Raw genomic sequence first — 19,182 nt, 5'->3', positions numbered from 1 at the left:
TGCAATATTCCCCACTGCTGCCTCCCGTAGGAGTCTGGGCCGTGTCTCAGTCCCAGTGTGGCCGGTCACCCTCTCAGGCCGGCTACCCGTCGTCGCCTTGGTAAGCCATTACCTCACCAACAAGCTGATAGGCCGTGAGCCCATCTAAAACCACTACATAACGCTTTCCACCAACACCCCATGCGGAGATTGGTCGTATCCGGTATTAGACCCAGTTTCCCAGGCTTATCCCAGAGTTAAAGGTAGGTTACTCACGTATTACTCACCCGTTCGCCACTAATCCACCTAGCAAGCTAGGCTTCATCGTTCGACTTGCATGTGTTAAGCACGCCGCCAGCGTTCGTCCTGAGCCAGAATCAAACTCTCCGTTGAAAAAATAGAAAAGTTCGATAATCTGATCTCAAACAGCGAATCACACACGGGGGTGCGTGACTCAAGCTGACTTTTTTGAAACCATTCAATGATTATCAAATAAATAAATATTTGGTATTAGTTTCAGTTTCCATCACCATATTCGGTGATTTTATTGAACAAAGCACACTATTGAGTTCTCAAGCAACACACCGATTCAACACCTTGACCCCTTCAATCGAAGGATGTCTTACCGTTGAACGGTCATTCATGTTATTTCGTTGTGTTACCGCGTTCCCGCGGCAACTCAATCAACTATACCAGCGTTTCGTTTGCCATGCAAATCCGTTTTCCGTGATTCACACCACAATGTTTCTTTCCTAAACTCTTCCAACATCACCAACCGGCAACCCGAAATTCCTTCAAGCAAGAAACCAAAACACTATACAATTGAAAGTCATTCAACCGCCTCTGACTAGGAGAAACACCGAAGAAAACTCTTCGTTTTTTCCTCCTCGCCGCGGCGACTCATACAACTATACAGATGCCGAAATGGGTCTGCAACCCGAAATAGGGTGAAGTAGACCACAAGTACGACTCTGTAAGGGTCTCAAACACCCTCTCGGGCACCAAAAAGCCTAGTCAGGACGTTTTATGAGTGCCAGAAAATCTTTAAAAAACTTCCAAAAAACCTCATAAACACAGAAGAAACCACTCAAACCCTCGCAGAATGCCTTCCCTAGACCCCTCTGCAGCCCCTATTCCCATGCTCTGCGCTTGTCTCCTAGCCCTGCACGATTCCTCACCCTGCGCCTGGGTGCCCATACCTATAGATACGAAAAAGCCCCTCCCCTTCCATCCTGCAAAGAATAGAAGAAGAGGGGTACAGCTACAGAGTACTGAAGCGTAGTACTGAAACGCTTAGTGCTGAAGCTTTAGTACTGGGGAGGCGCCTCATTCGCCATATTGTTGAAGCGCGAGTACTTACCGCTAAACGCCAACGGGATAGTACGAGTCGGACCACCACGGTGCTTCGCAATAATCATGTCCGCCTCACCCACACGTTCACTATCCGGGTTATACATATCCTCACGATGCAGCAGAATCACCATATCCGCATCCTGCTCAATAGAACCCGACTCACGCAAATCCGAAACCATCGGACGCTTATCAGTACGCTGCTCCGAACCACGGTTCAACTGAGACAGCGCAATCACCGGAACATCCAGTTCCTTAGCCAACAGCTTCAGGCTACGAGAGAACTCCGACACCTCCTGCTGACGCGACTCAACCTTCTTGCCCGAGCTCATCAGCTGCAGGTAGTCCAGCACCACAAGCTTCAAATCATTACGCTGCTTGAGGCGGCGGCACTTCGCACGAATCTCCATCAGAGTCATATTCGGCGAATCATCAATAAAGAGAGGAGCAGAATCAATACGCCCCTGCAAAGTCGCCAAGTTCGTCCAGCCCTCAGTATCCAGGTCACCCTTCTTCAGACGACCCATCGAAATCTTGCCCTCCGCAGAGAGAACACGCATCGCCAACTCAGTACGACTCATCTCCAGCGAGAAAAACACAGTCGTCATCTGATGATGAATAGCCGCAGAACGAGCAATATCAAGAGCCAGAGTCGACTTACCCACACCCGGACGAGCCGCAATAACAATCATCTGGCCACCGTGCAGACCACCGGTCAGCTCATCAAACTCAATAAAGTCAGTCGGCACACCGTACACGCCATCGGGGCGGTTCGAGTTCGCATCAATCTCATTGATGGTCTCCTCCAACGCCTCAGAGAAAGACACGTAATCTTCCTTCGCGTTACCATCAGTCACCGCATAAATCTCAGCCTGCGCCTGATCCACCAAAGTATCGACCTCAGTCTCATTGGCGTAACCCAGCTGAGCAATCTTCGTACCCGCCTCAATCAGGCGGCGCATAATCGCGTGCTCCTTAACAATCTCAGCGTAATACTGAGCGTTAGCAGCAGTCGGAACCGACGCAATCAGCGTATGAATATAGGCCGCGCCGCCCACACGAGTTAGCTCGCCGCGCTTCTTCAGCTCATCAGCAACCGTAATCGCATCCGCAGGGCTACCGTGACCATAGAGAGAAAGAATCGCCTCATAAATCGTCTCGTGCGCCGGCTTATAGAAATCAGACGCACGCAGGCTCTCAACCACATCGGCAATAGCGTCCTTCGACAGCAGCATGCCACCAAGCACCGACTGCTCAGCCACATCATCATGAGGCATAGTGCGGGAACCATAATCAATGGCAGTTTCAGACATGCTTATCCTCGCGTTTCAATCCGATATCTACGACGTTCCAGAAACAATTTCTGCAGAACTCCTATGCTAGTTTCTCACGAAGGCACACGCGAAACACATACACGCCTAACGGGGAGCGCGCAGATAATCCTCAATCTTCTCAACGGCGAGCGCCGCGCCATCCATAGTACGCATTACCTCACCCAGCTGCCGCGCCCTAGCGCGCATGCCCTCATCGCTGAGCAGACGGTCCAGAATATCGCGCATATTGCCGCGGCGCACATCATTCTTCGTGAAACGCAGGGCGTTACCGTAGCGCACGCACTCCTCAATATTCCAGCTCTGCTCCGCCTGCATCGCAATACCGGCAAACGGCACACCCGCCAGGCACGCCGTCTGTACCGTCCCCTCACCGCCGTGGGTCATCGAGGCATCAATATGGTCGGCGAGCAGATGCGCCGGGACAGTCCCTGCGAAATGGATGTTGCTACCCAACAGATGGGTATCCGAGAGCTGCACCCCTCCGCCGACCAGCACATCCACCGGAGCGGCTGACAACTGCTGCAGCACCTGCACCAAAATATCTGCAGATCCAGATGAGCCCATTCCCACGTAAATCAGTGGCCGCTCCCTGTGCTCGCGAACAATCTGCGGCAGTTCACCGGGCGCACGGTAATAAATAGGACCCACACTAACATCGGGCTCTACCAAAGAATCCCCGCGCAGCTGCGTAAACAGAGAACAGATAAGATTCACGTCGGCACTGAGCATATCAACAGTACGGCGAGGAAGCATCAGCCCATGCTCACGTGCCACACGGGTGAAAGAAGCCGGCTTATACGAAAACACCCGAGCCACCGCACGCAACCACCCCGGTGCCGCAAGCTCGCCACCTACAGGTTTCTTCGAAAAATACGTCGACGAGTAAGCGTACGGGCGCGCATAGAAAATAGGGACACCCGCAATACGCGCAGACAGCAGCATCGTCAGGTTAGAACCAATCACCACAGCATCCGCGCTAAAGTCACGAATAGCCGCGAGCTCAGCGGTTACCCGCCGACGCACCATATCGGTCGTGAAAGGATGCCGCACTCCCCTGCCCTGATCCAGCGCCATAATCTGCTCCGCCTCAGCATCGCTCATGATTGGCTCGCGAAGATGCACAGGAAGCCCCGCATTTTCCAGCAGTCCCAAGTACTTAGGGGAATACACATGGAACAAGACCGTATGACCTCGCTCCCGAGCCACACGCGCTATCTCAATACAGCGCGTGGTTTCACCCATATTAAAGCTTTCGGGAGAGAAAAGAATACGGCTCATAACAAACTCCGGCAGGCGCACACGTGACTGAGCCGAATCTGCGACTCATAACCTCACCAGTGTAAAACGGAGCCCCAGTATTCCCTCGGATAGAGAGGAATACTGGGGCTCCGTTTCGCTGTATAAGCTTTGCGGTGTGATTCTGTCTTACTTCTTACGCAGAATCAGACCGATAGCGCCAATGTGGTCTGCGTGGCGGCGGAACACACCGCGCATACCCAACACACGCTCACGAATCTGCGGCTTACGCGCCAGGTTGAACGCAATCTTCGCAACGCCAGCGGGACCCTCATCAGCCAGCAGACGCTTCGGCTCCAACAGAGCCATATCGGTCTGGTACACATCCAGCACCTCAAAGCCAGCCTCTTCCGCCAGAGCAGTCCACTCGGCAACAGTCAGCGGGCGGGCATTCACACGGATAGTACGCGCCAAATCCTTCTGAATCTCTTCCTTCAGCTCAGGACGCAGATAATCGGGAACCAGCGACATCTCGTGAATAGCGTAGTAACCGCCCGGACGCAGCAGACGAGCCGCCTCACGCATAATCTCCAGCTTGTGCTTATCGGTCTGCATGGTCAGCATCGCCTCGCCCACCACGGCGTCATAGCTTTCCGAGGGCAGACCGGTCTCCTGAGCGCTAGCGTTCACCACACGGTAGTTCGGCTTAGTCGATGCGCCAATACGCTCGGTCACAATTTCAGCAGCCTTGGGATCAAGATCCACACCGGTGTAGCTCTTGGGGGAACGCTTCACAATCTCCAGGGCGGTAATACCCAGGCCCGGCGCAAACTCCACGACGTCAATGTCGCCACCCAGAGCACGAGCCAGCAGCCAGTTGGTGGTCTCGCGGCCGCCGGGGCGCAGAACCTTCTTGCCCAGCTGAGCCAGAAGCCAGTGACCAGCTGCCTTTTCGGCGGGGCGGTCGGTACCGGGAACGGAAGGGGTCTTAGACACGGAAGACAACTCCTCAATACTTGTATTTAATATGCAAAATTTATCTTTCCCAATTCTAGACCCGCCACCCCAAGAAAGGAAATGTGACGTTATATAGAAGTGTGGTTGCCCTTTGTTACAGCATGCCGCAACACCACTACAGCCACCCTTGCTGCACACCCTAGAGATTAAACAGAAACTGGAGCTGAACCTCTCGGTCCAACCCCAGTCTCATCACACACACATACATACGAAAATCAGAGCCACTTCCGCAAGGAAAGTCCAACTTTCTGATGGCCCTCTCGAACCATCTATATAAAGTATTACGCGTAAACCTTTATTCCCTGTAGGTTAAAGCTGTAAGAAAGCTGGGAATAGATTTTTCTTCAACATCGGGATGCAGCACCCCGGATTTCACGCGGAAACTACACGTCGCGTTAAAAGAAGAAAGGCAAGGCGCTTTTGCCTTGCCATCCTTCTTTCGCTAGCGGGCGACCCCGCTACACGAAACACACACATTCACATCGCAGTCCTCTCGAACCAACACTTATAGTAAACACCCCCAACCTTATGGGAGGATTGAATTTCGCTGGAAACAAGCTGGGAGAAAACCAACAGAACCCTGAGAGCTTTGATATTGTGCAGTTTGCGGACTCTAAACCGGGCTAATAAGCCGCCATATACAGACCCAGCAGCACCAACGGGTTAGCCACTACAGAAATAACCGCCAAGCAAATATTGGCCACGCGGTACTGACGGAACTTCACCAGACCCACCAGCGCGCACACCAGCGCAACACTGGATGCAAGGCCGCCAACTACCAGCAAAAGAAGCAGAAGAGCAGTAGCAACATTCGCGTCCGCAAATGGGATAACCGCTAGAGCGCACAGCAGCAAATTGACGCACTCCAACACCACACCTGTGGACAGAAGCTGAGCGCTAGAAGACAAACGTGAAAAAGATCGAGCCATGTCTACCAGTCTACGGGGTCAATTGGCGTACTTCGCAGTCGCACCCGCTCTAACCACCAATCCTTCTGTAGCACAACACATATTCTCAGCCTCCAAAAACAATGTTTCACGTGAAACATGTACAGGAGCGAATACAACAAACGGGGTGCCCCTCACGAAGAGGGACACCCCGTCCGACACTCAACGCCGCAGCATCAAAGCACCAGCGTCAAATATCTAAAAATCTACTTACGCAGCAGCAACGACGTCCAGGACAACGTTAGCAACAACGTCAGCGTGCAGGCGGACAGTCACCTTGTACTCACCGGTGCGCTTGATAGCGGAACCCAGGTGGATGGTGCGCTTGTCAACGGAGCCAATGCCAGCAGCCTCAATAGCCTCAGCAATAGCCTCAGCCTTGACGGTACCGAACAGGCGGCCGTCAGCGCCAGCCTTGTGTGCAACGACAACCGGCTTAGCAGCCAGGGACGCAGCAATTGCCTGAGCCTCTTCCAGAGAAGCCTTAGCACGAGCCGCACGAGCGGCGCGGATGGACTCAACCTGCTTCTCGCCACCCTGGGTCCAGGTCACGGCGAAGCCGCGGGGCAGCAGGTAGTTACGTGCGTAACCGTCCTTAACGGTGACAACATCGCCAGCTGCACCGAGGCCGGAAACTTCCTGAGTCAGAATGATCTTAGCCATGTTACTGTCTCTCCTTCTCTTTAGCGGCCAGCGCCGGAGTAGGGCAGCAGTGCAACTTCGCGGGCGTTCTTAATAGCCTGAGCGATCTTGCGCTGCTCCTGAACGGTCACGCCAGTCACGCGGCGAGCGCGGATCTTGCCGCGGTCGGAGATGAACTTGCGCAGAAGTGCGACGTCCTTGTAGTCGATAACGGTGACGTCAGCAGCCTTGAGGGGGTTCTGCTTGGGTTTGGGCTTACGGATTTCAGCCTTAGCCATCGTGGTGCTCCTTAGAGTTGGGAGCCCGCGGCGGATAACCGCGGGATGGATTGATAAATTACTATTCGGAAAACGAAACCGGCTTAGAACGGAGGTTCGTCGTCGGCGCCGCTACCCCAGTCATAGTTACCACCAGACTGAGAACTCCACGGATCAGCAGCAGGAGCTGCGGGGGCCGCCGGAGCAGCCGGAGCGGAGTAGCCAGACTGGCCAGAGTAACCATTACCCTGAGCAGCAGCAAAATTGTTCTGCTGAGGAGCGGAGAAACCGCCCTGAGCAGCAGCGTTGTACCCAGCGCCACCGCCAAAGCCACCCTGCGCACCGCCACCGAAGTTATTACCTCCGGCAGAACGCTGTGCGCGAGTCACCTGAGCAGTAGCAAAACGCAGAGTCGGGCCGATCTCCTCGACCTCAAGCTCAAACGAGGTACGACGCTCGCCTTCCTTGGTCTCGTACGAGCGAGACTTCAGACGGCCCTGCGCGATAACCTGAGTACCCTTCTTCAGGGTCTCTGCAACATTCTCAGCGTAACCACGCCACACCGACGCACGCAGGAACAGGGTCTCCCCATCCTCCCACTGGTTCGTCTGGCGGTTAAAAGTACGCGGAGTCGATGCGATCGTGAAATTAGCAACCGCCGCACCCGCAGGGGTGTAACGAAGCTCCGGATCGCCAGTCAGATTACCAATAACGGTAATAACGGTATCGCCTGCCATTTGATGCCTCCTCGATAAGAGTTACAAGTATGTTGAATCCAGTACAGCGCAACCCCCTGACATTTTTAGGGGGTCAGCCGACCGGAAAGACCAACTACTTGCTGGAGATCTTCTGATCCTCCGGGCGGATGATCTTGGTACGCATGACGGACTCGTTCAGGTTCAGAACACGATCGAGCTCAGCTGCGGTCTCGGGGGTAGAGGTGAAGTTCACCACTGCGTAGATACCCTCAGACTTCTTCTGGATCTCGTAAGCCAGGCGACGACGGCCCCAGATATCGACGTTGTCGATGGAACCACCCTCGTTGGTCACGATCTCGAGGAACTTGGACAGCGACGGCTCAACCGCACGGTCCTCAACCTCGGGGCTGAGGATAACCATCAGTTCATATGCACGCATGATTAAACCCCTCCTTTGGGCTAAACGGCTATGGGATTTCCATAGCAGGAGATTCATTGTGCTCTACACGTGAAGCACACCGGGTGGGGAACACGCATAGATTTCTTAACAATACACGAGAAAAAGCAGATAGAACAGTACCGCACCGCGTGAGCTCAACCATGCGATGCGGCACCGAAAAACCGCAGAAGCTACGCCTGGCGACGCTGCTCCCACCACTGCAAAAGACGAGCCTTCGCCTCCTCCTCAGGAAGCGAACCCTCATCCAGACGCAAATTCAACAAGAACTTATACGCCTCACCCACCACCGGGCCCGGCGCAATACCAAGAATCTGCATAATCTGACCGCCATCCAGATCCGGGCGGATCGCATCCAGCTCCTCCTGAGCAGCCAACTCAGCAATACGACGCTCCAAATCGTCATACGCCTCAGCCAGCGAGCGCGACAGACGACGATTACGAGTCGTCACATCAGAACGCGACACACGATGCAGACGCTCCAACTGATCCCCCGCATCACGCACATAACGGCGCACCGCAGAATCAGTCCAACCCGACTCACGGTAACCATAGAAACGCATGTGCAGCTCCACCAGACGAGCCACAGCCTTAATCGTGTCATTATCAAAACGCAGCGCACGCATACGCTTCTTCACCATCTTTGCGCCCACCACCTCATGGTGCAGGAACGAGACAGAGCCGTCCTTCTCAAACTTACGAGTCTTCGGCTTACCAATATCGTGCATCAACGCCGCAAAACGCAGAATAAAATCAGGAGCCGGGCACGGGCCATCCTCGCCCGTCTCCTTCTCCATCGCCTGCTCCATCACCTTCAACGAATGCGCATACACATCCTTATGGTGATGCGCCGGATCCATCTCCATACGCAACGCAGGAAGCTCCGGCAACACATAATCAGCCAGACCCGTATCCACCAGCAGGTTCAAACCCACCCGCGGATAATCCGCCTCAATCAGCTTCACCAGCTCATCACGCACACGCTCAGCCGAAATAATCTCAATACGGCCAGCCATCTCGCGCATCGCCTCGAAAACCTCCGGGGCAACCTCAAGATTAAAACGCGCAACAAAACGAGCCGCACGCATCATACGCAGCGGATCCTCAGAAAAAGACTCCTGCGGCGAGCGCGGAGTACGCAAAACACCCGCACGCAAATCCTCAACGCCACCAAACAAGTCAACAACCTCGCCGCTGGGCAAAGCCGCAGCCATCGCATTAATCGTGAAATCACGGCGCACCAAGTCGGCACTCAGGTCCGTACCGAACTCAACCGTCGGCTTACGCGAATCCGAAACATACACCTCAGCACGGTACGTGGTCACCTCATACACCACGCCATTCTTACGCGCACTAATCGTGCCGTACTCCTTGCCGATATCCCACGTATGCTCACCCCACCCACGCAGAATCTGCTCACTCTGCTCCGGAGTAGCATCCGTCGTCAAATCAAAATCAGTGAAATGGCCGCCATCATCCAGCAGATTGTCGCGGACAATACCGCCCACCAAGTACAGCTCAAAACCCGCCGCACGGTACAGTTCTCCCAGCTCGGCGGCATCCGGGTACTTCGACACAACATCAATAAACAGCGACATAATCCTTTAATCGTGCCAGAAAAACCACCCACGCGCCCACCCCACACCCACAACACCCCACCAAAGACAGCTATCTCACCCCAAACCGAGACACACAAACCCTCACATATCGGTTAAGGTAGAACCATGAGCATTCCCGTACCCCGCGCCCCCAAAACGCGCTTCACCGCGCCCGCGCGAGCGGTACCCGCCCCCGAAGAAGTCTCCGCAGGCGGGCTCATCATCGACTTTGACCGACCCGAACAGCTACCCGTAGCCATCATCGCCCGCATCAACCGCAACGGACAACGCGAATGGTGCCTACCCAAAGGCCACATCGAACACGGCGAAACCACCGTCGAAGCCGCACAACGCGAAATCAGCGAAGAAACCGGAATCACCGGCTACCCCGTAGCCTCCCTCGGCACCATCGCCTACTGGTTCACCTCCAACGGCACGCGCATCCACAAAACCGTGCACCACTACCTCTTCGCAGCAACCGGCGGCGAACTGAGCATCGACAACGACCCCGACCACGAAGCAATCGACGTCGCATGGGTCCCCCTCGAAGAGCTCCCCACCCGCCTCTCATTCGCCAACGAGCAACACATCGCCCGTAGCGCGCGCGAATACATCACCACCCAGCTCTAAACACCCGTTAAATAGAGCCCCAAAAACTAAAAGAAGCAATCACCCGCCGAAACAGGAGAGACATACGTGGCACGTAACGACGCCCGCTCAAGCGCAATCATGGCAGCAGGCACCCTCGTCTCGCGCATCCTCGGATTCGTCAAGACCATCCTGCTCACCGTAGCCATCGGCTCACTCTCAACCGTCGGCGACGTCTTCGAAACCGCCAACACCCTACCCAACCTCATCTACGTCCTCGTAGCAGGCGGCGTGTTCAACGCAGTCCTCGTACCGCAAATCATCAAGGCGGCCAAAGCACAAGACGGCGGCGCACGATACATCTCCAAACTCGTCACCCTCACCGTCACCGCAATCGGCCTCATCACCCTCATCACCGTCGCCTGCGCCTGGCCCATCATCAGCATCATGGGCTCAGGATGGAGCCCCGAACAACGGCAGCTCGGCTTCATCTTCGCCCTCTGGTGCCTACCCCAAATCTTCTTCTACGGCCTCTACACCGTCATCGGACAGGTCCTCAACGCCAAAGACGCATTCGGCGCCTACATGTGGTCGCCCGTACTCAACAACGTCATCACCATCCTGTCGCTATTCCTCTTCATCTTCCTCTTCGGCGCACAGACCCCCAACCCCCACCCCATCCACACCGTAGCAAGCTGGACCAACGCCCAGACCCTTGTACTGGCAGGCTCCTCCACCTTCGGCGTCATCATGCAGGCACTCGTCCTGTTCATCCCCCTGCGCAAGCTCGGCCTGCGCCTCAAGCCCGACTTCGCATGGCGCGGCATCGGCCTGCGTGCAGCCTCGAAGCTCGCCGCCTGGACCCTCGCCTCCGGCATCATCTCGAACCTCGCGTTCCTCTACATGACCAAGGTAGCCGCCGGCATCGTCGGCCAGCGCGAACACTACGCCGCCCTCGGCATCCAGATTCCGGGTCTGCAGGCACTCAACTACGCCTCCATGCTGTACATGCTCCCGCACGGCGTCATCGGCATCTCCATCGCCACCGTGCTCTTCAACCGCATGAGCGCCTCCGCCATCGCAGACGACAGCGACAGCGTCATCTACGCGCTCTCCCACGGCCTGCGCAACGCAGCCGTAGCCACCGTCTTCTGCATGGTCGGACTCATCGTGCTGGCCGGTCCCATCGCAGTGCTCTTCAGCGGCGGCGACCCCATCGCAGCAACCATCATCGCCAAGCTCATCGTCATCACCGCGCTCGGCACCCCAACCCTCACCATCAACTACCTCTACAGCCGCGTGCTCTACGCCCGCGAAGACGCACGCACCCCCTTCCGCATCCAGGTGTACTCCGCCATCATCATGGTCATCATGAGCTTCGCAGCATCCCTGCTCGACGCCCAGTACACCGTGTACATGCTCGCGTTCATCTACCCGGTGCACAACATCCTGATCCTGTTCATCAGCCACCACATGGTCCGCCGCCGCCTCGGCTACTACGGCCAGCGAGGCATCGTCAGCACCTACGCACGCACCACCCTCGCATCCCTCTTCGCCGGCGGCATCGCAGCCATTGCGCTCTGGCTGCTCGGCGGCTACCAGCTCGACGGATTCGCATGGGCATCCAAGATCACCGCCATCATCACCCTCGCCGTATGCGGCACCGTCATGGGCCTCGCATACCTCGCCGGCGTGCAGATCTTCCGCGTCAAGGAAGCCAACGCACTACTGGCACCCCTCACCTCCAAACTTGAGCGTTTTGCCCGCCGCTAAAGCAGCGCACAACGCACAAACCGGGTAGCTGCCGCCTGTGCCTTCTACACCCCACACCGGGGCCCACAGAAGGCGCAGGCAGCCGCCCGGACGCCACAAACTATCACTCAGCCCCAGCATCCTTCAATGCCGGGTAGAATCTAATAGTCAGGGCCCGCCACACGGCAGGCACTATGAAACCACCTCGGGAGAACACGTTGTCGCAACAGATTCCGGTCGGATCGGTCCTCGGAGGCCGCTACGAGATCACCGCACACATCATCATTACGGCAGAATCCGACATGGTGCTTGAAGGCACCGACCAGATTCTCAACCGTAAGGTCTCGGTCGTCGTCGCATCGCCCAACCGCAGCGCACTGCTGGAAGCAAACTCCCGCGCGCTCGCAACCAACGCACGCGGCAACATCCAGATCCTCGACCTGGGCATCACCCCCGAAGGTAGCCGCTACCTCGTCACCTCCCACACCCGCCCCGACACCCTGCTGGACACCCTGCTGGTCGAAAACCACGCACTCTCCAACGCAGAAGACGCACTGGGCACCGAAATCTTCGGCGACTCCGAAAGCGGCAGCTCCCCCAACACCTACGAGAAGGTCTCCTCCTCCACCGCCAACCAGGAGAGCATCACCGCCGCCAAGAACTGGAATGCATCCGACGGCGCAGCCGTCACCGCGTACTCCGAACCCACCAGCATCTACGAAGACGACGAGGACGAAGAGGACGGCAGCCGCGGCACCTGGGCCGTCGCACTGGCAGCCGTCCTGCTGCTCGTTATCGTCGCAGGCGGTATCCTCACCTCCCTAGGCGCTATCGGCTCCAACCAGGCAGCCGCACCGCACACCCCCAAGTCCTCTATCTCGGCATCCGAATCGGCTGCGGCAAGCGCCAGCGCATCGGCATCCCCGACCGCTAAGGCATCGAACGCACCGGCTAAGATTGCGTCCGTGGCTCGCTTCGCACCTTCGGACCCCACGTTCATGAACGACATGGACACCCTTATCCCCAACCTGACCGATGGTAACGCCAACACCGCATGGATCAGCTACGGCTTCGGCACCGCCAACTACGCCGGCACCATCAAGGAATTCGGCCTGGCACTGAAGCTGCAGACCCCCACCGTCGTCTCCAAGCTGACCATCCAGCAGACCACCGGCACCGGCGGTTCCTTCACCGTCTACACCAACAGCTCCGCATCGCTGAGCGGCGCAGTTGAGGTCGGCAAGGGCACCTTCGAAGGTAAGGACGCGGTCGTTACCCTGGACACCTCCAAGCAGAGCGCAGAAAAGGGCGCCTACGTGATTATCGTGGTCAACGAGCTGCCCCGCCTCTCCCTGCCCATTGGAAACTGGAGTTACGGTCTGCGCATCAACGAAATCAAGGTGGACTAATCAACCTATAACGTGACGCCAACAGGGCGCTCGCACCCCAAACACAAGGGCGGGGCTTCTGAACTCAACGGTTCGGAAGCCCCGCCCTTTTGATGTCCATTTATGACTCTTTATGGCAGGGCCGCTACTCAAAGATTCACAGTGCGCGGAGTATCTGGATAAGGGTCCCCAAAAAATGGAATAATCGAGAATAAAGCCCTGTTATAGGGGCAGAACGAAAGACCTACAACGGAAAGATATATCTGATGACTGAGAATCTGGGAGGCCTCTTCGGAGGCTCCGCCCTAGGCAATCTGAACCTCGCATCCGCACCCGCCACCAAAGCCGCACCGGCAGCCGAGGTTGAGGCCGACGCAACCGTCCACAACGTCATTATTGTGGGCTCCGGCCCCGCCGGCTACACCGCAGCAATCTATGCGGCACGCGCCGAGCTGAAGCCCGTCCTCTTCGCCAGCTCCCTGGCACCCGGCGGCTCCCTCATGAACACCACCGAGGTGGAGAACTTCCCCGGATTCATTCAGGGCATCCAGGGCCCCGAGCTGATGGAGAACATCGGTCAGCAGGCTGAGCGTTTCGGTGCAGACATCCGCTACCAGGACGTAGAAAAGGTCGAACTCACCGGCGACGTGAAGAAGGTCTACACCGCAGACGGCGCCGTTCACCTGGCGAAGACCGTCATCATGACCACCGGTTCTCAGGTCCGTAAGCTCAACATCGAGGGCGAAGACCGACTCTCCGGTTATGGCGTCTCCTGGTGCGCAACCTGCGATGGCTTCTTCTTCAAGGACAAGGAAATCGCAGTGGTCGGTGGCGGCGACTCCGCGCTGGAGGAGGCGCTGTTCCTGACGACCTTCGCATCCAAGGTGTACCTGGTGCACCGCCGCGACTCTTTCCGTGCTTCGGAAATCATGCAGACCCGCGTGTTCAACAACCCGAAGATTGAGGTTGTCTGGGACTCGGCTGTCACCGCCGTTCACGGCGAGAGCAACCTCGAGTCAATCACCCTGACCAACACCAAGGACGGTTCTGAGCGCCAGCTGGCTGTTCAGGGTCTGTTCATCGCTATTGGCTCCGATCCTCGCGTGGAACTGGTGCGCGATCAGCTGGAGATTACCGAGAACCACACCATCGCGGTTCAGGGTCGTTCCTCGAAGACTTCCGTTCCCGGCGTTTTCGCTGCAGGTGACGTGATTGACCCGACCTACCGCCAGGCAATTATTGCTGCAGGTTCCGGTGCTGTTGCCGCCCTGGACGCGCAGCACTACCTCGAAAACCTCTAAACTATTCGTATTACTCGCAGGGGAATCCGCCCCGTGCCAGAAAGGAGCACTCCGTGAGCAGTGCACAGCAGGCAACTGATGCCACTTTTGACGAACTGGTTCTGAAGAACGATAAGCCCGTTATCGTGGATTTCTGGGCTGAATGGTGCGGCCCCTGCCGCATGGTTGGCCCTGTAATTGACGAGATCGCCGGCGAGTACGCTGGTCGCGTCGACGTGGTCAAGGTGGATGTTGAGGCAAGTGGCGATACCGCCATGAAGTACGGCATTACCTCTATCCCCGCTATCTACCTTTTCAAGGGTGGCGAGGTCGTCAAGAAGACCGTAGGCGCCAAGACCAAGTCCGCTCTGCTGGCTGAGTTCTCCGAGCACCTGGGCTAATCTTTCGAGAAGTTAGAGAAAAACCCTCGGTGATGTTTCACGTGAAACATCACCGAGGGTTTTTTATATATACAACTGAATTCAGTTGCTAAATGTTGTTTTATATGAAAATTTAGCCCGGGTTCTAGCCGGAGAAATCAGAATCCAGAACGCGGATAATGCGATTCAGATCCTCAACATTAGCAAACTCGATGGTCATCTTACCCTTGCGAGCACCCAGCGAAATCTTCACCGAAGTATCGAGCTTATCCGCGAAAGCCTCCGCAATGTAGTCCAGGCGCTCACGGTGCTTCTGAGGCTGAGGAGCCTTACGCTCCCTCACCTCCGCGGCGCCGGATGCGTGGTTCACCAGCTCCTCGGTTGCACGAACCGACAGGCCCTCATTCACAATCTTCTGCGCGAGAGTCTCAATCTGCGCCTGATCGGTCAGAGCCAGCAGGGCACGCGCGTGACCGGCGGAGAGAATACCCGCCGCAACGCGACGCTGCACCAGAGCCGGTAGCTTCAGCAGACGAATCGTGTTTGAAATCTGGGGGCGAGAACGACCGATGCGCTTAGCCAACTGCTCCTGAGTAGTATCAAACTCCTCCATGAGCTGCTGGTATGCCGCCGCCTCTTCAATAGGGTTCAGCTGGCTGCGGTGCAGGTTCTCCAGCAGGGCATCACGGAGCAGGTCGCCGTCTTCAGTCTCACGAACAATCGCGGGGATAGTGGTCAGACCAGCCGCCTGGGTTGCACGCCAGCGGCGCTCACCCATAACCAGCTCATACTTTTCGGCACCGTTTTCACGCGAGGGACGCACAACGATCGGCTGCAGAACGCCAATCTCACGCACCGAGTGGATGAGCTCCTCCATGTCCTGCTCATCAAAATCGGTTCGGGGCTGCTTGCGGTTCGGGTGAATATCGCGAACATTCAGCTCGGCAAACTGGGCACCGGGAACCGGAACCAGACCGCTCTGTTCTTCGGAAGCAGACTGCGGGGTGGAGATATCTTCACCAAAGAAGAAGTCCACCGGGCGGCGAGTCAGGGTGGTGTTACGCAGAGCCGCCCCCATGTCCACGCGGGACTTCTTCTTCAATGTTTCACGTGAAACATCCTGCGAGGAGGCGGGGGTTTCTACCTTTTCCTCCGCTTTCTCGACAGGAGCCGGCTTCTCCTGAGCGGGCGCAGAGTCAGCAGGCTTAGCTTCTACAGCCTCGGTCTTAGTGCTCTTGCGGTGCTTCTCCGGCTTGGCCTCGTGAGCCATTTCGAAGAGACCGTCAGTCATCGGCTCTTCAATCGGAGCAGTTACCTTCTTGGGTGCAGTCTTTGCTGCAGCAGTATTTTCGGATGCCTTCGCCTCAGCATTACCAGAATTCTTCGTACTCTGAGGGATCAGCGCCCCCAGGCCACGACCCAAGCCGCGTCGCTTTTCAGCCATCGTTACTCCTTAGGACTCCCGGACGAGCCCGCTCATTTTTCTTCTTCATCTAGTGTAAACGAAATAAGCACCCGAAAGCAGGAGCGAAAACTGCACGGCGCATAATCCAAATTATTCCCAATAATTAATTCTCTAAGGCTGTTTACTCGTGTTTCGCCCAGAAAATACCGTACACAATGAGCCCTTTTGAATCATCAATAGACAATCCAAAAGGGCTCATTTCAAAAGATTTAGATTATGCGGATCGGCGCGAGAGCTCCTGTGCCGCCTCGCGGTAGGCGCGAGCGCCAGTCGACGAAGAATCGTAGGTGATGACGGTCTGCTGATAGCTGGGAGCTTCAGAGATACGAACCGAGCGAGGAATCTTGACCCCCAGAGTCTCCTCCGGGAAGTGCTCGCGCACCTCCTCTGCGACCTGGAATGCCAGGTTGGTACGAGCATCGTACATGGTCAGCAGGATTGTGCTGATGCGCAACTTGGAGTTCAGGTGCTTCTGAATCATCTGAATATTCTTCAGTAGCTGGCTCAGACCTTCCAGAGCGTAGTACTCGCACTGGATCGGAATCAGAATCTCTTCTGCCGCAACGAAGGCGTTGACGGTCAGCAGGCCGAGGCTCGGCGGGCAGTCGATGAAGACATAGTCCAGGCGTTCCATGCCCTGCTTCTCGCGCCACTCGGTGTAGTCCATCAGGGCATTCTTGAGGCGAGTCTCGCGTGCCACCAGGGAGACCAGTTCAATCTCCGCGCCCGCAAGGTCGATATTGGCGGGGGCGCAGAACAGACCGGGCATGTCGGGGCATTCCTGAACAATTTCAGAAAGCGGCTTATCCTCAATCAGAACGTTGTAGACACTGGGAACATCCACGCCGTGCTCAATGCCCAGTGCGGTCGAGGCGTTACCCTGCGGGTCGTTGTCGATTACCAGGACGTTCAGTCCAGCCTCCGCGAGCGCGGCTGCGAGGTTCACGGCGGTGCTGGTTTTACCCACGCCACCTTTCTGGTTCGACACGGTGAAGACACGCGTATGCACAGGCTTGGGGAGCAAATCTGCAGCAGATTTCTGAGCTTGAGGAGTCATCGGGTGCCTTCCATATTCCGGGTGGTGTGTCTACGGTGATGCTTCGTCTGATGCCTCGCGTGTGGCAATACTCTGCGGTATTTGTGCGCGAGGCGGGTCTACTCCCCTACTCCCCTGCCACTACTCATTCCCGACATGTTTCACGTGAAACATACTCCGCGAGGTGATGAAGTCTGCAATGTTTCACGTGAAACATTGGTGCTACCCGAATGGTTCTGAAGGGCTCAGTGCCCTACTGTACCATCAGGCTTTGATGTAGAAGAGTCTAAGGTTTCAATCCTTCCTTAAGGGTACCCGGCATCAGGTCAATACTCCACGCGAGAGGTCATTCTATGTACTCTGCGGATACACGCACTCACCATGCCCTGGCAAACCTGCGCACAAAAAATGGGCGATACCGCGTAAGCCAGCATATTCACTAGCTCATTGCGGTACCGCCCATTTGAGACGAAACCTTTAGAGGCGGACTCGAACCACCGTCGTCGGCTCTTCCAGCAGGTTGCCACCGGCGGTGAGAATCTCAGTCTCACGCGCACCGTAGCGGTTCAGCTTCTTCTTCGCCTTAGTAATCTCCTCAGCGGCGCTACGACCCTTCAGAGCCAGCAGCTCGCCGGTGCCGCGCAGAATCGGCAGGGTGATGTCCAGCAGGCCCACCAGGGCGGACACGGCACGCGCAGTCACCACATCAGCCTCAACAGTGCCCACAGCCTGCTCAGCACGCGAGCGCAGCACGGTCACGTTTTCCAGTCCCAGATCCTCGACAACCTCATTCAGCCAGATGACACGGCGTTCCAGAGGCTCAATCAGGGTCAGCTTCAGATCCGGACGAGCAATCGCCAGGCATAGGCCGGGCAGACCGGCACCAGAGCCAACATCAGCCACCGAAGCGTTCGGAGCAATGTACTCCTGCACCACGGCACAGTTCAGCACGTGGCGAGCCCACAGGCGCGGCACCTCACGCGGACCAATCAGACCGCGCTCAATACCGGTCGTCGCCAGGTGCTGCACGTAGCGCTCAGCCAGGGGCAGACGCTCACCAAACACAGCCTCCGCGGCGGCGCGCTCACTCTCATTGAGAGCAACCATCGAAGTTTCCATACTAGGCTCCTACCTCGGGAAGAGAAATCACCACGTGACGGCGAGGGCCCTCACCCTCAGACTCGCTGTACAGACCAGCAGCAGCGACCACATCGTGCACGACCTTACGCTCGTACGGGCTCAGCGGCTTCATGTGCTCATCACGACCGGTAGCGCGCACCTTCTCAATAGCGTCAGCAGCAATCTTCTCCAGCTGTTCACGACGCTCAGCACGGTAACCGGCAACATCCAGAATCAGGCGGGAACGGGTGCCGTTACCGGCCAGAACGGAGAGACGCACCAGCTCCTGCAGCGCCTCCAGAACCTCGCCGTGGCGGCCGACCAGGTGGCGCAGTTCCTCATTGTCATCATCGTCATTGAAGACCGAAAGGTAGATGCGATTATTGCGCACCTCAATATCAATATCGCCGTCCATATCGACAATATCGAGGAGCTCCTCGAGGTAATCAGCGGCGATATCGCCTTCCTCGTCGATGTCCTCAAATTCGTCTTCTTCGCCCTCAAGGGGCTCCTCTACCAGCTGCTCCTCAACGAGCTGCTCGTCCTCATATTCCATAGCTTCAGTCACGATAATCCTCAGGGTGTTCGGAGGGGTGTCCTAGGGGTAAAAAGTATCTCATACACGGCGCCGGGCCCGCGCCACACATGGCGAGAACCCG

At 56.6% G+C, this 19,182-nt stretch carries 18 protein-coding genes and 1 rRNA gene; 5 read left to right on the top strand and 14 right to left on the bottom strand.

What is annotated here, in order from left to right:
• From RQ593_RS06615 to RQ593_RS06570, 10 genes are all read right to left on the bottom strand, one after another.
• A 16S ribosomal RNA gene (locus RQ593_RS06615) occupies positions 1 to 372 on the bottom strand; the annotation flags it as partial.
• A 914-nt stretch (positions 373 to 1,286) separates the two neighbouring features.
• On the bottom strand, positions 1,287 to 2,642 hold the full coding sequence (gene dnaB, locus RQ593_RS06610; protein ID WP_294629724.1) for a replicative DNA helicase: 1,356 nt from the start codon (positions 2,640 to 2,642) through the stop codon (positions 1,287 to 1,289).
• A gap of 105 nt (positions 2,643 to 2,747) precedes the next feature.
• Positions 2,748 to 3,764, bottom strand: a complete 1,017-nt coding sequence (locus RQ593_RS06605) for a glycosyltransferase (RefSeq protein WP_246828137.1) — start codon at positions 3,762 to 3,764, stop codon at positions 2,748 to 2,750.
• A gap of 324 nt (positions 3,765 to 4,088) precedes the next feature.
• A complete protein-coding gene (locus tag RQ593_RS06600) occupies positions 4,089 to 4,895 on the bottom strand; it encodes a class I SAM-dependent methyltransferase (RefSeq protein WP_049326735.1) in 807 nt (268 codons plus the stop codon).
• A gap of 644 nt (positions 4,896 to 5,539) precedes the next feature.
• Positions 5,540 to 5,845, bottom strand: a complete 306-nt coding sequence (locus RQ593_RS06595; RefSeq protein WP_044142258.1) for a hypothetical protein — start codon at positions 5,843 to 5,845, stop codon at positions 5,540 to 5,542.
• A gap of 228 nt (positions 5,846 to 6,073) precedes the next feature.
• Positions 6,074 to 6,526 (bottom strand): 50S ribosomal protein L9, encoded by a 453-nt coding sequence (gene rplI / locus RQ593_RS06590; RefSeq protein WP_005504050.1) that lies wholly within the window; start codon positions 6,524 to 6,526, stop codon positions 6,074 to 6,076.
• Between the two features lie 20 nt (positions 6,527 to 6,546).
• On the bottom strand, positions 6,547 to 6,783 hold the full coding sequence (gene rpsR / locus RQ593_RS06585; RefSeq protein ID WP_004005948.1) for a 30S ribosomal protein S18: 237 nt from the start codon (positions 6,781 to 6,783) through the stop codon (positions 6,547 to 6,549).
• An 83-nt stretch (positions 6,784 to 6,866) separates the two neighbouring features.
• Entirely contained in the window at positions 6,867 to 7,499 is a 633-nt protein-coding gene (locus RQ593_RS06580; protein WP_005504055.1) for a single-stranded DNA-binding protein, read from the bottom strand.
• A gap of 94 nt (positions 7,500 to 7,593) precedes the next feature.
• On the bottom strand, positions 7,594 to 7,899 hold the full coding sequence (gene rpsF / locus RQ593_RS06575; RefSeq protein ID WP_070687853.1) for a 30S ribosomal protein S6: 306 nt from the start codon (positions 7,897 to 7,899) through the stop codon (positions 7,594 to 7,596).
• 191 nt (positions 7,900 to 8,090) lie between these two features.
• Positions 8,091 to 9,515, bottom strand: coding sequence for a CCA tRNA nucleotidyltransferase (locus tag RQ593_RS06570; RefSeq protein WP_070687851.1), 1,425 nt, complete (start codon positions 9,513 to 9,515; stop codon positions 8,091 to 8,093).
• Positions 9,516 to 9,641: 126 nt separating this feature from the next.
• Here RQ593_RS06570 and RQ593_RS06565 point away from each other — a divergent pair, with 126 nt between their 5' ends.
• The 5 genes from RQ593_RS06565 (at position 9,642) to trxA (ending at position 14,924) form a co-directional block, all read left to right on the top strand.
• Positions 9,642 to 10,145 carry an NUDIX hydrolase gene (locus RQ593_RS06565; protein WP_005504058.1) on the top strand — a complete coding sequence of 168 codons (504 nt, stop codon included), beginning with the start codon at positions 9,642 to 9,644 and terminating at the stop codon, positions 10,143 to 10,145.
• 66 nt (positions 10,146 to 10,211) lie between these two features.
• Positions 10,212 to 11,876: a murein biosynthesis integral membrane protein MurJ gene (murJ, locus tag RQ593_RS06560; protein ID WP_311450136.1), complete on the top strand. Its 1,665-nt coding sequence runs from the start codon at positions 10,212 to 10,214 to the stop codon at positions 11,874 to 11,876.
• Positions 11,877 to 12,073: 197 nt separating this feature from the next.
• On the top strand, positions 12,074 to 13,264 hold the full coding sequence (locus RQ593_RS06555; protein WP_297606259.1) for a serine/threonine protein kinase: 1,191 nt from the start codon (positions 12,074 to 12,076) through the stop codon (positions 13,262 to 13,264).
• A 245-nt stretch (positions 13,265 to 13,509) separates the two neighbouring features.
• Positions 13,510 to 14,544, top strand: a complete 1,035-nt coding sequence (trxB, locus tag RQ593_RS06550; protein WP_049332218.1) for a thioredoxin-disulfide reductase — start codon at positions 13,510 to 13,512, stop codon at positions 14,542 to 14,544.
• A gap of 53 nt (positions 14,545 to 14,597) precedes the next feature.
• A complete protein-coding gene (trxA, locus tag RQ593_RS06545) occupies positions 14,598 to 14,924 on the top strand; it encodes a thioredoxin (protein ID WP_070648664.1) in 327 nt (108 codons plus the stop codon).
• Between the two features lie 124 nt (positions 14,925 to 15,048).
• On the opposite strand, the gene RQ593_RS06540 is transcribed toward trxA, so the two are convergent.
• From RQ593_RS06540 to RQ593_RS06525, 4 genes are all read right to left on the bottom strand, one after another.
• The gene (locus RQ593_RS06540) at positions 15,049 to 16,347 is read right to left on the bottom strand and encodes a ParB/RepB/Spo0J family partition protein (protein ID WP_297606256.1); all 1,299 of its coding nucleotides are present in this window, start codon (positions 16,345 to 16,347) and stop codon (positions 15,049 to 15,051) included.
• Positions 16,348 to 16,582: 235 nt separating this feature from the next.
• Positions 16,583 to 17,425, bottom strand: coding sequence for a ParA family protein (locus tag RQ593_RS06535; RefSeq protein ID WP_049354148.1), 843 nt, complete (start codon positions 17,423 to 17,425; stop codon positions 16,583 to 16,585).
• 456 nt (positions 17,426 to 17,881) lie between these two features.
• Positions 17,882 to 18,523, bottom strand: a complete 642-nt coding sequence (gene rsmG, locus RQ593_RS06530; protein ID WP_083321769.1) for a 16S rRNA (guanine(527)-N(7))-methyltransferase RsmG — start codon at positions 18,521 to 18,523, stop codon at positions 17,882 to 17,884.
• Position 18,524: 1 nt separating this feature from the next.
• Positions 18,525 to 19,091, bottom strand: a complete 567-nt coding sequence (locus tag RQ593_RS06525) for a R3H domain-containing nucleic acid-binding protein (protein ID WP_070832505.1) — start codon at positions 19,089 to 19,091, stop codon at positions 18,525 to 18,527.
• Between the last annotated feature and the right edge of the window lie 91 nt (positions 19,092 to 19,182).

The sequence above is a fragment of the uncultured Rothia sp. genome, from assembly GCF_963507905.1.
Lineage (GTDB): Bacteria > Actinomycetota > Actinomycetes > Actinomycetales > Micrococcaceae > Rothia.
The sequence above is the reverse complement of the archived record's forward strand: the minus strand, read 5'-3'. Positions and strand labels throughout refer to the sequence as shown.

Excerpts from the sequence above, each read along its gene's own strand:
- RQ593_RS06540 (WP_297606256.1), bottom strand. The coding sequence starts at position 16,347 with ATGGCTGAAAAGCGACGCGGCTTGGGTCGTGGCCTGGGGGCGCTGATC.
- rplI (WP_005504050.1), bottom strand. The coding sequence starts at position 6,526 with ATGGCTAAGATCATTCTGACTCAGGAAGTTTCCGGCCTCGGTGCAGCT.
- dnaB (WP_294629724.1), bottom strand. The coding sequence starts at position 2,642 with ATGTCTGAAACTGCCATTGATTATGGTTCCCGCACTATGCCTCATGAT.
- rpsF (WP_070687853.1), bottom strand. The coding sequence starts at position 7,899 with ATGCGTGCATATGAACTGATGGTTATCCTCAGCCCCGAGGTTGAGGAC.
- RQ593_RS06595 (WP_044142258.1), bottom strand. The coding sequence starts at position 5,845 with ATGGCTCGATCTTTTTCACGTTTGTCTTCTAGCGCTCAGCTTCTGTCC.
- RQ593_RS06570 (WP_070687851.1), bottom strand. The coding sequence starts at position 9,515 with ATGTCGCTGTTTATTGATGTTGTGTCGAAGTACCCGGATGCCGCCGAG.
- trxB (WP_049332218.1), top strand. The coding sequence starts at position 13,510 with ATGACTGAGAATCTGGGAGGCCTCTTCGGAGGCTCCGCCCTAGGCAAT.
- RQ593_RS06580 (WP_005504055.1), bottom strand. The coding sequence starts at position 7,499 with ATGGCAGGCGATACCGTTATTACCGTTATTGGTAATCTGACTGGCGAT.
- rsmG (WP_083321769.1), bottom strand. The coding sequence starts at position 18,523 with ATGGAAACTTCGATGGTTGCTCTCAATGAGAGTGAGCGCGCCGCCGCG.
- rpsR (WP_004005948.1), bottom strand. The coding sequence starts at position 6,783 with ATGGCTAAGGCTGAAATCCGTAAGCCCAAACCCAAGCAGAACCCCCTC.
- RQ593_RS06565 (WP_005504058.1), top strand. The coding sequence starts at position 9,642 with ATGAGCATTCCCGTACCCCGCGCCCCCAAAACGCGCTTCACCGCGCCC.
- RQ593_RS06535 (WP_049354148.1), bottom strand. The coding sequence starts at position 17,425 with ATGACTCCTCAAGCTCAGAAATCTGCTGCAGATTTGCTCCCCAAGCCT.
- RQ593_RS06605 (WP_246828137.1), bottom strand. The coding sequence starts at position 3,764 with ATGAGCGATGCTGAGGCGGAGCAGATTATGGCGCTGGATCAGGGCAGG.